Origin of the sequence: Paracoccus lutimaris (assembly GCF_003337565.1) — a bacterium.
GTDB classification, from domain to species: domain Bacteria; phylum Pseudomonadota; class Alphaproteobacteria; order Rhodobacterales; family Rhodobacteraceae; genus Paracoccus; species Paracoccus lutimaris.
This window is the reverse complement of sequence record NZ_QPJL01000020.1, coordinates 1-14390: the sequence shown is the minus strand read 5'-3', so window position 1 is coordinate 14390 and position 14390 is coordinate 1. Positions and strand designations below refer to the sequence as shown.

The 14390-nt window shown below is 64.9% G+C and carries 15 protein-coding genes; 8 read left to right on the top strand and 7 right to left on the bottom strand.

Features of this window, described 5'->3' with window-relative positions; translation table 11 throughout:
• Nucleotides 1–8: 8 nt before the first annotated feature.
• Nucleotides 9–1307: a glycosyltransferase family 4 protein gene (locus tag DFP89_RS15175; RefSeq protein ID WP_114350239.1), complete on the bottom strand. Its 1299-nt coding sequence runs from the start codon at nucleotides 1305–1307 to the stop codon at nucleotides 9–11.
• 197 nt (nucleotides 1308–1504) lie between these two features.
• On the opposite strand from DFP89_RS15175, the gene DFP89_RS15170 reads away from it, so the two are divergent.
• The 3 genes from DFP89_RS15170 (at nucleotide 1505) to DFP89_RS15160 (ending at nucleotide 4329) form a co-directional block, all read left to right on the top strand.
• Nucleotides 1505–1792 (top strand): co-chaperone GroES, encoded by a 288-nt coding sequence (locus DFP89_RS15170; protein WP_114350238.1) that lies wholly within the window; start codon nucleotides 1505–1507, stop codon nucleotides 1790–1792.
• 38 nt (nucleotides 1793–1830) lie between these two features.
• Nucleotides 1831–3477 (top strand): chaperonin GroEL, encoded by a 1647-nt coding sequence (gene groL / locus DFP89_RS15165; RefSeq protein WP_114350237.1) that lies wholly within the window; start codon nucleotides 1831–1833, stop codon nucleotides 3475–3477.
• A 150-nt stretch (nucleotides 3478–3627) separates the two neighbouring features.
• Nucleotides 3628–4329, top strand: a complete 702-nt coding sequence (locus DFP89_RS15160) for a class I SAM-dependent methyltransferase (RefSeq protein ID WP_114350236.1) — start codon at nucleotides 3628–3630, stop codon at nucleotides 4327–4329.
• A gap of 42 nt (nucleotides 4330–4371) precedes the next feature.
• Here DFP89_RS15160 and DFP89_RS15155 read toward each other — a convergent pair whose 3' ends face one another.
• The gene (locus DFP89_RS15155) at nucleotides 4372–6186 is read right to left on the bottom strand and encodes an ABC-F family ATP-binding cassette domain-containing protein (RefSeq protein WP_114350235.1); all 1815 of its coding nucleotides are present in this window, start codon (nucleotides 6184–6186) and stop codon (nucleotides 4372–4374) included.
• A 42-nt stretch (nucleotides 6187–6228) separates the two neighbouring features.
• The gene (locus DFP89_RS15150; RefSeq protein ID WP_114350234.1) at nucleotides 6229–7218 is read right to left on the bottom strand and encodes a serine hydrolase domain-containing protein; all 990 of its coding nucleotides are present in this window, start codon (nucleotides 7216–7218) and stop codon (nucleotides 6229–6231) included.
• 202 nt (nucleotides 7219–7420) lie between these two features.
• Between DFP89_RS15150 and DFP89_RS15145 the strand changes: the two genes are divergently transcribed.
• Genes DFP89_RS15145 through recR form a run of 3 tightly spaced genes read left to right on the top strand, consistent with a single transcriptional unit; the run spans nucleotide 7421 to nucleotide 10166 of the window.
• On the top strand, nucleotides 7421–9193 hold the full coding sequence (locus DFP89_RS15145) for a DNA polymerase III subunit gamma/tau (RefSeq protein ID WP_114350233.1): 1773 nt from the start codon (nucleotides 7421–7423) through the stop codon (nucleotides 9191–9193).
• A gap of 3 nt (nucleotides 9194–9196) precedes the next feature.
• A complete protein-coding gene (locus DFP89_RS15140) occupies nucleotides 9197–9541 on the top strand; it encodes a YbaB/EbfC family nucleoid-associated protein (protein ID WP_114350232.1) in 345 nt (114 codons plus the stop codon).
• 1 nt (nucleotide 9542) lies between these two features.
• Nucleotides 9543–10166: a recombination mediator RecR gene (gene recR / locus DFP89_RS15135; RefSeq protein WP_114350231.1), complete on the top strand. Its 624-nt coding sequence runs from the start codon at nucleotides 9543–9545 to the stop codon at nucleotides 10164–10166.
• A 111-nt stretch (nucleotides 10167–10277) separates the two neighbouring features.
• Here recR and DFP89_RS15130 read toward each other — a convergent pair whose 3' ends face one another.
• Both DFP89_RS15130 and DFP89_RS15125 read right to left on the bottom strand, forming a co-directional pair.
• Entirely contained in the window at nucleotides 10278–10724 is a 447-nt protein-coding gene (locus DFP89_RS15130; RefSeq protein ID WP_114350230.1) for an Hsp20 family protein, read from the bottom strand.
• Nucleotides 10725–10995: 271 nt separating this feature from the next.
• Nucleotides 10996–11232, bottom strand: coding sequence for an HP1242/YdcH family protein (locus DFP89_RS15125; RefSeq protein WP_114350229.1), 237 nt, complete (start codon nucleotides 11230–11232; stop codon nucleotides 10996–10998).
• Nucleotides 11233–11324: 92 nt separating this feature from the next.
• Here DFP89_RS15125 and DFP89_RS15120 point away from each other — a divergent pair, with 92 nt between their 5' ends.
• Nucleotides 11325–12074, top strand: a complete 750-nt coding sequence (locus tag DFP89_RS15120) for a DUF599 domain-containing protein (protein ID WP_114350228.1) — start codon at nucleotides 11325–11327, stop codon at nucleotides 12072–12074.
• Here DFP89_RS15120 and DFP89_RS15115 read toward each other — a convergent pair.
• Complete coding sequence (locus tag DFP89_RS15115; RefSeq protein ID WP_114350227.1) at nucleotides 11982–13178, bottom strand: MFS transporter; 1197 nt, start codon at nucleotides 13176–13178, stop codon at nucleotides 11982–11984. The genes DFP89_RS15120 and DFP89_RS15115 overlap by 93 nt on opposite strands.
• A gap of 665 nt (nucleotides 13179–13843) precedes the next feature.
• On the opposite strand from DFP89_RS15115, the gene DFP89_RS15105 reads away from it, so the two are divergent.
• Nucleotides 13844–14245 carry a transposase gene (locus DFP89_RS15105; RefSeq protein ID WP_114350225.1) on the top strand — a complete coding sequence of 134 codons (402 nt, stop codon included), beginning with the start codon at nucleotides 13844–13846 and terminating at the stop codon, nucleotides 14243–14245.
• 3 nt (nucleotides 14246–14248) lie between these two features.
• Here the strand turns inward: DFP89_RS15105 and DFP89_RS15100 are convergent.
• Nucleotides 14249–14390: integrase core domain-containing protein (locus DFP89_RS15100; RefSeq protein WP_147273323.1), on the bottom strand; the 142-nt coding region annotated here is incomplete at its 5' end.

Below are 14390 nucleotides of genomic sequence, written 5' to 3'. Positions count from 1 at the left end.
CGCCGCAACTAGCGCGGCAGCGGCAATTCCTGCGGCAAAGGCGCGCCGGCAACGACCGCCTGCCAGATGCGCTCCACCTGCCCGGCCTTGGCGGACCAGGTGAAATCGCGCATAACCCGCGCCTGCCCGGCCTGCGCCATCGCCGGCAGCACGCCCGGATCGGCGGCAATCGCCTGCAACTGCGCGCGCAGGCCCGCGACCAGATCGGCCCGGCTGCCCATGGGGATGCGAAAGCCCGTCGCATCGTCGACCAGCTCGCCCGGCCCGGCGTAATCGGCGATGACCGGCACCACGCCAAGCGCCATCGCCTCAAGCACCACGCCGCCGCCGAATTCCCGCACCGAGGGGAACACCAATAGCTGCGCCTGCGCGGCGATGGATTGCACATCGGCATGGGCCATCCAGCCATGCAGCGTCACGGCATGGCCGATGCCCTCGCGCGCGACGATCTCGCGCAAGAGATCCGCCTGCGGGCCGTCGCCGATGATATCCAGCACAAGCCGGCCGTCGCGCAGCAAGGGCAGCGCCGCCTCGATCGCCATGTCGGCGCCCTTATAGGGCACCAGCCGCCCGATGAAGCAGCCACGCAAAGGCAGCGTGCCGGGCTGGGGCGCGGTCAGGCTGAAGCGCGCCGGGTCGATGGCGTTTTCCGGCAGCCAGACGGTCTTATCCTGATATTTCGCCGGGATCTCGCCCCGCGTATAGAACGATCCGCAGATGATCGCCGAGGCATCGCGCAGCATCGCCCCCCGGCCCGGCAGCGCCTTGTAGATGCCGCGCACATAGGACAGCCATTCCTTTTCGCGCCGCCGCTCGCTGTCGAAGCCCTTGGGCCATGGCACGCCGCCATTCAACGGCCCCAGTACGAAGGGCACGCCCGCGCGGCGGCAATGGGGGGCGATGCGGCTGTTCGCGGTCGGCGTCAGCGGCGTCACGCGATGGACCAGATCGTATTTGCCCCCGCGGATATCGGCGCCAAAAGCGCGCCAGACCAGCCGCTCGAAATAGCCGTAACCCAGCGTGCTGATGGCGGTCTTTATGGTCCAGCCGACACCCTTGCCCATGCTGAGCTTTTCAGCCAGCCGCCACAAGGGCGCGGCCAGCGCCTCGCTGTCGATGGCGGTGAAGTCCTGCCCCTCGATCAGGCCGGCACGCAGCAAGGCCTCGCGGTTGCGGATCTGGGTGACGATATGGACATCGGCCACCTCGCGCAGGGCATTGGCCAGCGACCAGCCGACCAGCGGCACCGAGACCCATTCGGGATTGGCCGCCTCGGCGATGACAAGAACCCTGAGCCGCCTCGACAAAACCCGACCTCATCCATGAACCGCATCCGGGGTAGCCGCCCGGCAAAACGCCCGTCAAGCGGAATTCGCGCCAAATTTCGCCAGCCCCAACCGTTGACAGGCCCGGATGCGGCGCCTAGATGGGCTGCATTGGCACTCACCAAGCATGAGTGACAACAACAGCAACACTGCTACCTGAAACACCGGAGTGTTCTACAATGGCTTTCAAACCGCTGCACGACCGCGTTCTGGTCCGTCGCGTCCAGTCGGACGAAAAGACCAAGGGCGGCCTGATCATCCCCGATAGCGCCAAGGAAAAACCCGCCGAGGGCGAAGTCGTCTCGACCGGCGAAGGCGCACGCAAGGACTCGGGCGAGCTGATCGCTCCCTCGGTCAAGGCCGGCGACCGCGTCCTGTTCGGCAAATGGTCGGGCACCGAAGTCACGATCGATGGCGAAGAGCTGCTGATCATGAAGGAAAGCGACATCCTGGGCGTCATCGCCTGATCGTCACCTTCAGATAACCAATTCAAGGAGAAGAACAAATGGCTGCGAAAGAAGTCAAGTTCGGCACCGACGCCCGCGACCGCATGCTGAGAGGCGTGAACGTGCTTGCGGATGCCGTCAAGGTCACGCTGGGTCCGAAAGGCCGCAACGTGGTGATCGACAAGTCCTTCGGCGCCCCGCGCATCACCAAGGACGGCGTTTCGGTCGCCAAGGAAATCGAACTGGCCGACAAGTTCGAGAACATGGGCGCCCAGATGGTCCGCGAAGTCGCTTCGCGCACCAATGACGAGGCGGGCGACGGCACCACCACCGCCACCGTGCTGGCCCAGGCCATCATCAAGGAAGGCCTGAAATCGGTCGCCGCCGGTCTGAACCCGATGGATCTCAAGCGCGGCATCGATCTGGCGACCTCGAAAGTCGTCGAGGCGATCAAGGCTGCCTCGCGTCCGGTCAATGACAGCGCCGAAGTCGCGCAGGTCGGCACCATTTCGGCCAATGGCGAAGCCGCCATCGGCACGATGATCGCCGAAGCCATGCAGAAGGTCGGCAACGAGGGTGTCATCACCGTCGAAGAGAACAAGGGCATGGAAACCGACGTCGAAGTCGTCGAAGGCATGCAGTTCGACCGCGGCTACCTGTCGCCCTATTTCGTCACCAATGCCGACAAGATGATTGCCGAGTTGGAAGACGCCTACATCCTGCTGCACGAGAAAAAACTCTCGTCGCTGCAGCCGATGGTCCCGCTGCTGGAGGCCGTGATCCAGTCGCAGCGTCCGCTGCTGATCATCGCCGAGGACGTCGAGGGCGAAGCCCTGGCCACGCTGGTCGTCAACAAGCTGCGTGGCGGGTTGAAGATCGCTGCCGTGAAAGCTCCGGGCTTCGGCGATCGCCGCAAGGCCATGCTGCAGGACATCGCGATCCTGACCGGCGGCCAGGTGATCTCGGAAGACCTGGGCATGAAGCTGGAAAACGTCACCGTCGACATGCTCGGCCGGGCGAAGAAAGTTTCGATCAACAAGGACAACACCACCATCGTCGACGGCAATGGTGAGAAAGCCGAGATCGAAGCCCGCGTCGGCCAGATCCGCCAGCAGATCGAGGAAACCACCTCGGACTACGACCGCGAGAAACTGCAAGAGCGCGTGGCCAAACTGGCTGGCGGCGTTGCCGTGATCCGCGTCGGCGGCATGACCGAAGTCGAAGTGAAAGAGCGCAAGGACCGCGTCGATGACGCGCTGAACGCGACCCGTGCGGCTGTCCAGGAAGGCGTCGTCGTCGGTGGCGGCGTGGCTCTGGTTCAGGGCGGCAAGGCGCTGGAAGGTCTGACCGGTGCGAACTCGGATCAGGATGCCGGCATCGCCATCATCCGCCGCGCGCTGGAATCGCCGATGCGCCAGATCGCTGAAAACGCTGGCGTCGACGGCGCTGTCGTGGCCGGCAAGGTCCGTGAATCGAACGACAAAGCCTTTGGTTTCAACGCCCAGACCGAAGAATATGGCGACATGTTCAAGTTCGGCGTCATCGACCCGGCCAAAGTCGTGCGCACCGCGCTGGAAGACGCGGCCTCGGTTGCTGGTCTCCTGATCACCACCGAAGCCATGGTTGCCGAAAAGCCCGAGCCGAAAGGTGCCGGCGGCGGCATGCCCGACATGGGCGGCATGGGCGGCATGGGCGGGATGATGTAATCATCCGCCTTTGGCGACAGACGATGAAGGCCGTCCCGTTCGGGGCGGCCTTTTTCTTGCAATCGATGCCTGCGATCGGACGTTTACCGCTTCCAAACCCGGGAAGTTTATTCATTAATGCGCCAAACTGACTGTATACCGGATATTCCCATGAACTTTTTCAGCGATCTCGACGAACTGGACAAACTTGGCGTCAAGGCAAACACCAACAAATCCAGCCTCTGGCGCACCCCCGATGGCCGCGAGATCAAAAGCGAGGGCATGCTGCGCCGCTATGACTTCTTCCTGTCGCGGCTGCGCGCTCAGGGGGTGACGCATATGCTGGAACTGGGCGCGGGACCCGATGACAATATCGGCGCCTCGGTGCGGATGTGGAAACGCTACTTTCCCGCAAACACCGAAATCCATGTCGCCGACATCAAGCCCTCGGCCATGGCGCTCAAGAATGAAGGGTTTTTCCCCCATGTCGGGGACCTGGGGTACCTGCCTTTCCTGAAGCAGCTGGCCGGGCGGAAATGGGATTTCGTCATCGACGACGCCTCGCATCTGTGGATCCATCAGATCCTGGCGTTCCGCACGCTGTTCCCCGCCTTGCGCAGCGGCGGCGTTTTCATCTGCGAGGATCTTTGCACCTCGTTTGGCGACATGCGCGGCCCCTATTCCATGGGCTTGGACATGCGCGACCCGGTGCATTATTTCCAGGCGCTGTCGCGCTGCACCTGCGGCAAACCGGACGCGACCTCGGAAATGACGCCCGAGATCTACCAGCTGACCGATGCCGACCGGGAGTTGTCGGCGCAGATCCACATGCTGTCCTGGATCCGCAATTCGGTGATCGTAGTCAAACGCTGACAGCGCGGTGGAACGGGCCGGGCGGCGCGGCAGATGCCGCGCTCAGCCCTCGGCTTTTTCCGCCAGTTCCAGCCATTCCTCTTCGGCGGCCGCCAGTGCCGCCTGCCGCTCGCTCAGGCCTTCGCTGGCCTTGGCGAATTTCGCGGGCGCGGTCTGGAACAGGTCCGGCTGGGCCAGAAACTCGGTCAGCTTGCCGATCTCGGCCTCAAGCCGCTCCATGACGGCCGGCAATGCCTCAAGGCGCTTCTTCTCGGTAAAGCTCAGACCGTTGCGCTCGGCCGCGGGCTTTGCCTCGGGCTGGGGCTGGGGGGCTGCTGCAGGCTTTGCAGCTTCGACCACCGGCGCGTCCTCGGGCCGCTGGGCGCGGTAATCCGACCAGCCACCGGGATAGATCACCGCGCGGCCGTCGCCCTCCATCGCCACGGTGGTCGTGGCCACCCGGTCGATGAAATCGCGGTCATGGCTGACCAGCAGCACGGTGCCGTCATAATCGCCCAGAATCTCCTGCAGCAGGTCCAGCGTTTCCACGTCCAGATCGTTGGTAGGTTCGTCCAGCACCAAAAGGTTTGACGGATGCGCCATGATCCGCGCCAGCAAAAGCCGCGCCTTTTCACCACCCGACAGGCTGCCTACAGGGGCGCGGGCCTGCGCATCATCGAACAGGAAATCCTTGAGATAGGCCACGACATGACGCGGGTTTCCACGCACCATGACCTGATCCGACCGCCCCGAGACCCGCATCGACGGATCCCCGGTCATCGCGTCCCACAGGCTGACCGTCTCGTCAATCGCGCTGCGGGCCTGATCAAAGACGGCGATATCCAGATTGGTGCCGTGCTTGACCTCGCCCGTGTCGGGCGCAAGCTCGCCGGTCAACATCTTGATCAGCGTGGTCTTGCCGGCGCCATTGGGTCCGACAAAGGCCACGCGGTCGCCGCGCAGCACCCGCAGGTCAAAGGGTTTCAGGATCACCCGGTCACCAAAGGCTTTCGATATGCCCTTGGCGTCGATCACCCGCTTGCCCGATTGCTGCCCCGCATCCAGCTCCATCGCGGCGGTGCCATGACGGCGGATCTGGCTGGCGCGTTCCTCGCGCAGCGCGGCCAGCGCGCGAACCCGGCCCTGATTGCGCTTTCTGCGCGCGCTGATGCCCTCGACCGCCCAGCGGGCCTCGGCCTTGATCTTGCGGTCCAGCTTGTGGCGGGCCTCGTCCTCGGCCGCCCAGACGGTTTCGCGCCATTCTTCGAAATGCTCAAAGCCGCGATCCTGCCGGCTGACCTCGCCCCGGTCGATCCACAGGGTGGCGCGGGTCAGCGCACGCAGGAAAGCGCGGTCATGGCTGATCAGCACGAAACCGGCCTTGGTCGTGGAAAGCTGTTCCTCAAGCCAGCCGATGGCTTCGATGTCCAGATGGTTCGTCGGCTCGTCCAGCAGCATCAGCTCGGGCGCTTCGGCAAGAAGGCGCGCCAGCGCGGCGCGGCGGCGTTCCCCGCCCGAGGCCGTGGCCACAGGCCGGTCGGGGTCGAATTTCAGCCCCTCGGCCGCCATTTCGACGCGGTAGCCCTCGGCATCGCCCAGAGTGGCGCGGGCGAAATCGCCCAAAGTGACAAAGCCCGACAGGTCCGGGTCCTGCTCCATATAGCCGACATGGGTGCCGGCGGGGGTGATGACCTGCCCGGCATCGGGCTCGACCAGCCCGGCCATGACCTTCATCAGCGTGGACTTGCCCGAGCCGTTGCGGCCGACCAGCGCCAGCCGGTCGCCCTGCTGGACGGTCAGATTGAGCCCGTCGAAAACGGGATTGCCGCCAAAGGTCAGCGAGATATCGGTCAGTTGTAAAAGCGGTGCGCGTGCCATGGGCCGCAGATATGCCGGCCCGCGCCCGCGGTCAACGGGGGCTCACAACGCCCGCACCAAGGCGCCCGCAAAGGCGTTCAGCCGCTCGCGATAGCCGGTGCGCCCCGAGGGCTGGCCGGGATCCGAGGTCATGGCGATGGCGACCGAGGGCTTACCCTGAATGGCCGGAAAAACATAGATCATCTGCCCGCCATAGCCCCAGCCATAGCGGACCGGCCGCCCGCCCGCCTCGCTGACGAACCAGCCATAGCCATAAGCCTCGCCGCTGAAGATCGAGCGGGTGCGCACCTGCCAGCTTTCCGCGATCCAATCCGCCGGGATCACCCCCTGCCCGCCCGCCGCATAGGCCGCGCCAAAGGCCAGCAGGGACCGCGTGCTCATCGCCATTTCGTTGCCGCCCAGATAGATGCCCTGCGGATCGCGCTGCCACGAGGTGATGGCAAAGCCCGGAATGCCCCCCAGCCAGTCCTGCGCCAGGTCCAGCGTGGACCGACCCGAGACCCGCGTCAGCATGGCCGAAACCAGATGTGTCGAGGCGGTGGAATATCGCATCCCCTGTCCCGGATCCTGCTCGAAGGGCACGTCCAGCGCCGCCCTGACCCAGTTCCGGCTGCCGACCCAGCGCCCGTAATTCGGCCCCGATTGCCGCTGCAATCCAGCCTGCATGGACAAAAGATGACCCAACGTCAGGTCATCCATGCGCGGATCGGGATCGCGCGGCAGATCGGGGCGCAGGATCGCCGCAACCTTCTGATCCGCCCCGGAAAACAGCCCCCGCGCAATCGCGATCCCCGCCAAAGCCGAGATCACCGATTTCGAGGCCGATTTGATATTCGCCGCCCGATCCGGGTCAAAGCCGCGATAGCCCCGCGCCGCGACCTCACGCCCGCCCTGCCAGATGGCGACGGCGCGCAGCTGCGCCATGGACCCGGCCTGATCCAGCAACAGGCCCGCATCCGCCCGCACGCCGCGCGAAAACCCCGCCAGAAACGGCGCAGCAAGGGCGGAAAGGACAAGGGCACGGCGCTGCATCCCGAAAACATGCCCCAGCCTTGGACGCCATGAAATATCCCGCCCGCTCACAAGGCTTCACGACTTCGTTGTCCCGCCCTGCCAGCCGGGAAGAACGCCGGCGCTTTCTTCTTCATCCAAATATCCATCCCGCCGCTCGCGCGAAAGGTTGCCGCCCCGCGCCACCCTGTCTAAGGTGACGCGGCAATCAGACAGGCCCGGCATGAGCGACAGCGACAAGACCTATCAGGTTCTGGCACGGAAATACCGCCCCGAGACCTTTGCCGATCTTGTCGGCCAGGATGCGATGGTGCGGACGCTGAAAAACGCCTTTGCCGCAGACCGCATCGCGCAGGCCTTCGTGATGACCGGCATCCGCGGCACCGGCAAGACCACGACCGCGCGCATCATCGCCAAGGGCCTGAACTGCATCGGCCCCGACGGTCAGGGCGGCCCGACGACCGAGCCCTGCGGCACCTGCGAACATTGCGTGGCCATCAGCGAGGGCCGCCATGTCGATGTGATGGAGATGGACGCCGCATCCCGCACCGGCGTGGGTGACATCCGCGAAATCATCGAAAGCGTCCATTACCGGGCCGCCTCGGCGCGCTACAAGATCTATATCATCGACGAAGTGCACATGCTGTCCACAAGCGCCTTCAACGCGCTTCTGAAAACGCTCGAGGAACCGCCTCCGCATGTGAAATTCATCTTTGCCACCACCGAGATCCGCAAGGTTCCGGTGACGGTGCTGTCGCGCTGCCAGCGTTTTGACCTGCGCCGGATCGAACCCGAAGTGATGATTGCGCTTCTGCGCAGGATCGCCACCGCCGAAGAGGCCCAGATCACCGATGACGCACTGGCACTGATCACCCGCGCCGCCGAAGGTTCGGCCCGCGATGCGACCTCGCTTCTGGATCAGGCGATCAGCCACGGGGCGGGCGAAACCACGGCCCCGCAGGTCCGCGCCATGCTGGGGCTGGCCGACCGGGGCCGGGTGCTGGACCTCTTCGACATGATCCTGCGCGGCGCCGCGGCCGAGGCTCTGGCCGAGCTGCAGGCGCAATATGCCGATGGCGCCGACCCGATGGCCGTCCTGCGCGATCTGGCCGAGATCACGCATTGGGTCTCGATCGTGAAGATTACCCCCGAGGCGATCGAGGACCCGACCATCGGCCCGGACGAACGCACGCGCGGACAGGACATCGCCACGCGCATCCCCATGCGGGCCCTGACGCGGCTGTGGCAGATGCTGCTCAAGGCGCTGGAGGAAGTCGGGCAGGCCCCGAACGCGATGATGGCCGCCGAAATGGCGATCATCCGCCTGACCCATGTCGCCGACCTTCCCGACCCAGAAACGCTGATCCGCAAGGTCCAGACCTCGGTCGCGGCCGGCGAATTCGCCCGCGGCAACGCCGTCCCCGCGCAGCGCCCGGCCGATGCCCCGCGCGCTGCGGCCCCGCCCCGGGTCCCGGCCGCCATCCGCGCCGATGGCGCGGCTGCGGCCATCGCCGTCTCGCCCGATGCGCTGGCCGGGTTTCCCAACCTCGAGTCGGTACTCGCGCTACTTAAACGCCGCGATATGCGCATGCTGATTGAAGTTGAAAACAACCTCCGATTAGTGCGCTACACACCAGGCTACATTGAGTTCAATCAGTCCGATACCGCACCATCAGGATTTGTAAAACGCCTTGCAGAGAGCTTGTACAATCTGACTGGCGGTAAAGTGCGGGCAGTCCTTAGTTCGGAGCCGGGTGAGGACACAATCGCTGAAAAGGCCCAAGCGGTCGAAGCACAGAAAATCTCCCGCGTCATGGAAAACCCGGCGGTACAGGCGATTTTCGCCGCCTTCCCCGAGGCAAAGATCACCCGGGTCCGCCCCATTCCCGCGCCGGCGGTTGAAATCGCCACGGGCGAGGATAAATCCCCGCATGAGCTGACCGAAGGCCCCGTGGCCGAGGTCGAGGAATGGGACCCGTTCGAGGACGAGGAGTAAGCGATGTTCAAGGGGCTTGGCGATATGGGCGATCTGTCGAAGATGATGGAGGCCGCCCAGCAGATGCAGACCAAGATGACCGAGATGCAAGAGGGGCTTGCCCGTCTGACCGTCGTGGGCGAGGCTGGCGCCGGGCTGGTCAAGGCCACCGCCACCGCCAAGGGCGAACTGACGGCGCTGGAGATCGCCCCCTCGATCTTCGTCGCCTCGGAAAAGGAAGTGGTCGAGGACCTGATCCTTGCCGCGATCAAGGACGCGCAGCGCCGCGCCAGCGACAAGGCGGCACAGGAAATGGCCCGGCTGACCCGCGAGATGGGCCTGCCCGCCGACATGAAGCTGCCCTTCTAAGATGAGCTCCGGCGGCACCTCTGGCGGCCCCACTCGCAGCGATGAGATCGAGACGCTGATCGCCACCATGGCGCGCCTGCCGGGGCTTGGCCCCCGCTCGGCGCGCCGGGTCGTGCTGCACCTGATCCGCAAGCGCGCCGGCCAGATGGCCCAGCTTGCGAGCCTGATGGCCAATGTCGCCGAAAATGCCCGCGAATGCCTCGTCTGCGGCAATATCACCGGCGCCGACATCTGCCCGATCTGCGAGGATCCCGCCCGCGCCAGCGGCGAGATCTGCGTCGTGACCGATGTGGCCGACCTCTGGGCGCTGGAACGCGGCCGCGCCTTCCGGGGCCGCTATCACGTCCTTGGCGGCAGCCTTTCGGCGCTGGATGAAATCGGCCCCGAAGACCTGCGCATACCCGATCTCATTGCCCGTATCGGCGACGAGCGGGTGACCGAGGTCATCCTCGCCCTCTCCGCCACGGTCGAGGGCCAGACCACCGCCCATTACATCGCCGAGGCGCTGGCCCCCACCGGCATTACCGTCACCGGCCTTGCGCAAGGCGTCCCCATCGGCGGCGAGCTCGACTATCTCGATGACGGCACCATCACCGCCGCCCTGCGCGCCCGCCGCAAGCTATAAAAAAGGGCGCAGGAAACCCCCACGCCCTTTCTTTCATGTCAAAATATCCCGGGGGAACGCCCCGCAGGGGCGTGGGGGCAGCGCCCCCAGACCCATACCGGTCACGCCTGATCAGGCGTCAAGCTTCTCGACCAGTTTTCCGTTCTTCGCGATCTCGATCCGGCGCGGCTTCAGCGCTTCGGGGATCTCGCGGACCAGATCGATATTCAGCATGCCGTCCTGATGGCTCGCGCCATCGACGCGGACATGATCGGCCAGCGTGAAGCGGCGCTCAAAGGCGCGCGTCGCGATGCCGCGATGCAGGAAGGTCCGGCCCTCATCCTCGGCGGCCTTGCGTCCCGAGACGATGACGGCGCCATCGCGCACCTCGACATTCAGGTCCTCGGCGCCAAAGCCGGCAACGGCGATGGCGATGCGGTAAGCATTCTCGCCGGTCTTCTCGATGTTATAGGGGGGGTAGCTCGCGATATCGGCCGAGAGAGCACGGTCCATGACATCAGCCATGCGGTCGAAACCGACCGAGGCACGATAAAGCGGGGTCAGGTCAAAGTTGCGCATTTTCGCATCCTTCATTCAAGCGATACAAAGGCTTGCCCCCCTGAACGGGCGGGCAGGTCCGTCGGCGCCATCGGGCCATCCGACACCCGCTTAGCTGGGAATACCCGCCCGGCTTTTCAAGCCCCCGCTCTCGTGCCCCGAATGGCAAAGGGCGCGAGGTTACCCTCACGCCCCATTCTTTCATGTCAAAAATATCCCGGGGCGCCATCAGGTCCGCCATCGGTCCAAGGACCGGATGGCGCGGGCAGAGCCCCGCAATCCACCGAAACGATCAGACCGTCGCCATCATATGGGCGATCTCGTCCTTCAGGCTGGAGCGCTTGCGGCGCAGCGCGGCCTCGGCCTCCTCCGACATCGGCGTATGGCGGCTTTCCGCACCGAACACCTGATCGTTGACCTGATCATATTCCTCCAGCAGCCGCGCGAAATGCGCGTTCGAGACTTTCAGCGCATGGATGCGCTCGCCGTCATTGGGGAATTCCTCGTGAATGGCATGGGGTGCGGCCATGATGCTCTCCTGACTTATGACAGTACTCAGTTAATCACCCTGTTTGCGGCTGACAACTGCCCCCGCGCAGCGCTAGAACGGGCGACATGGACATGAACGCACCCCTTCCCGGCCCCTTCACCCTGGCCGATCTGCTGACCGTCGGCTGGCTTTTCGTGGCCTGGCTGGGAATTGGCTGGATCACCGAGCATCCGCCAAGGAGCCACCCCTCGGTCTCGGCGGTGATGAAATCCTATCGCCGCGAATGGATGCGACATTTCGTCACCCGCGATCCGCGCATCTTCGACGCCAATATCCTGACCTCGCTGCGCGAGGGCACGGCCTTCTTCGCCTCGGCCTGCATGATCGCCATCGGTGGCGGGCTGGCGCTGATCGGCAATACCGATCAGTTGGCCGGCGTCGCACGCCAGTTCGACCTCGAACACGTGCCGGCGCTGAAATGGGAAATCAAGATCGTGCTGGTGCTGTTCTTCGTCGCCAATGCGCTGTTGCGCTTCATCTGGTCGCACCGGCTGTTTGGCTATTGCGCGATCCTGATGGCCTCGGTCCCGAATGATCCCAATGACCCGCGCGCCTTGCCCTCGGCCATGCAGGCGGCGGAAATCAACATCACCGCCGCGCGCAGCTACAATTCCGGGCTGCGCTGCGTCTATTTCGCGCTGGCGGCGGTGGGCTGGCTGGCCGGTCCGCTGGCGCTGTTCGTGACCACGGGCTATGTGATCTTCATCACCATCCGGCGCGAATTCGCCTCACATTCCCGCCGGGCAATTATGCAGCATATCCCCGCTGACCCGAGCCTGATACCAAGCGACGGCCAGCGCAAGGATGCCGGCAACCGATAGCCCGACCGCCACCAGCCCCGAGGAACGCCAGCCCCAGCCCGCGGCCAGCGCCATCCCGGCCAACCACGGCCCCAGCGCATTGGCGGCGTTGAAGGCGGCGTGGTTCATCGCGGCGGCCATGGATTGCGCCTTGCCCGCGACATCCATCAGCCGGGTCTGCAAGGGCACGACCATGCCCGAGCCCAGCCCCAGCAGCAGCGATGAGCCCACCATCATCACCCAGTCGCCCACGGCATAGGACGCAAAGGCCTGGGTCAGCGCCATGAACAGCATCAGCCGGAAGCTCGAGCCCCAGATGCCATAGCGGATGGTCAGCTTCGCCGACATGATCCCGCCCAGCGTGCCGCCGATGCCAAAGGCCGACAGCATCACCGGCACCGCCCAGCCGGGCGCCTGCGTGGTCGCCAGCATCGCCGCCGAGAGATAGGAATAGACCGCAAACAGCCCGCCGAAACCGATGGCGCCCACCAGCAGGATCAGGATGACGGCGGGGTTTCCCAGCGCCTTCAGCTCGTCCAGCGGCCGGGCGGATTTGTCCACGCCGACACGCGGCGCCAGCTTCAGGATCAGCCAGCCCGCGATCAGCGCCAGCACACCCGGCAGCGCGAAGCCCCAGCGCCAGCCCAGGCCCTGCCCCAATATCCCCGCCAGCGGCACCCCGGCGATATTGGCGATGGTCAGGCCCAGCAGGATCTGCGTCACCCCCTTGGCGCGGCTCTCGCGCGGCAGGGCATCGGCGGCGAACAGCATCGCCACGCCAAGGAAACCGCCATGCGGCAGCCCGGCCAGAAAGCGCATGCCGGTCAGCGTGGCATAGCCCGGCAGCACGGCGGCCAGCAGGTTCACCACCCCGTAAAGCGCGATCAGCGCCGCCAGATAGCGCCGGCGCGGCAATTTCGCGCCAAGGATCGAGGTGATCGGCGCACCCACCACCACCCCCAGCGCATAGGCGCTGATGACATGGCCGGCCTGCGGCTCGGTGATCCCCAGATCCGAGGCATACCAGGGCAAAAGCCCCATGGCCGCGAATTCCGAGGTGCCGATGGCAAAGGCCCCCAGGCCCAGGGCAAGAATCGCAAGTTTCAGATTGGGCTGCGGTGACATGGCGGCACCTTTCGGGACGGTCTGGCGTGGCGGGAAGTTCATGTTGGCGATAACAGAACCTGCCGCCCGCCGTCATCCGCCGCTATCGGCAGACCGGCCATGCACTGCGCGCAAATGTCGCAGCGGCCCGAGGCCTAGCCAAGCTGGCAATCAGGCTGGCCGGGAGGCGCCCCTGCAGCGCAGGGACGGCAGCGCCGTCGCCCCCGTTGTGACGCCAACCATAATTCGGACATTTTCGGGCTAAATTGCACATTATGGCATCCATAAAATGCACATTGGGACTACGATAGTTAGAACAGGCCGAAGCAGGGCTGCGGATCATCCGCGGCTCGGCTCCTGATCAGGCTGAATGATCGCTCGAACTTACGCACCACGGCCCTCCGGTCAGGGAGGCCAGTTTCGGGCCGGGCTGACTGGATTGACGCGCGACCTTGTCGCCCAGTTCTTGCTTGGATCAGGACATAAAGAAGCCTCGCCGTTTTGGCGAGGCTGAGGCCGGTCGGCATGATCTTCGCCATCAGAACATTCGGAATCTAAATCAAGTTCAGAGACAGCATCTGAGTGGACGAAGGGAAGAACCTCCGCTAGAGCGTCGTTCCGTTACGCTGAATCGGGATTCCCCTGATGGACAGGGTATGATTCACTCTGTCGAGGAGGATCACGCCATGCCCGCACCGCTCTCGCAGGACCTTCGCCACCGGTTTCGGCGCTATATCGAGGACGGCCTCAGCGCCCGGGAAGCCGCGCGCAGATTGCTGATTTCGCCGGCCACAGGCGTCCGTCTCGCGCGTCGGGTCCGGCAGGGCGAGGCATTGGTGGCGCAGAAATGTGGCCGGCCTCTGGGCTGGGGCAAGCTCGGGCCGCACAAGGCGCTGCTGGTCGAGTTGGTGGAGCAGGATCCCGACATCACCATGGCCGAGCTGAAAGGGGCGCTGGCCGGGGTCGAGGGTGTCCATGTGCATGAAAGCTCGCTGTCGCGGGCGCTGCGCCGCATGGGCTATCGGTTCAAAAAAAATCACCGGTGGCGGATGAGTGCTGATCAGCCCCACTTCGGTGGTCCAGTTTGATTGTTAGTGCATGACCAGCCTCTGGTCCATCGGGATGCGGCTTTCTGGGGCTGGTGGGCGGTATCCTAATGCGCTGTGCGGGCGTTTGGTGTTGTAGTGCTTCCTCCATTCTTCGATGATGATCTGCGCCTCGCGGAGGCTGTAG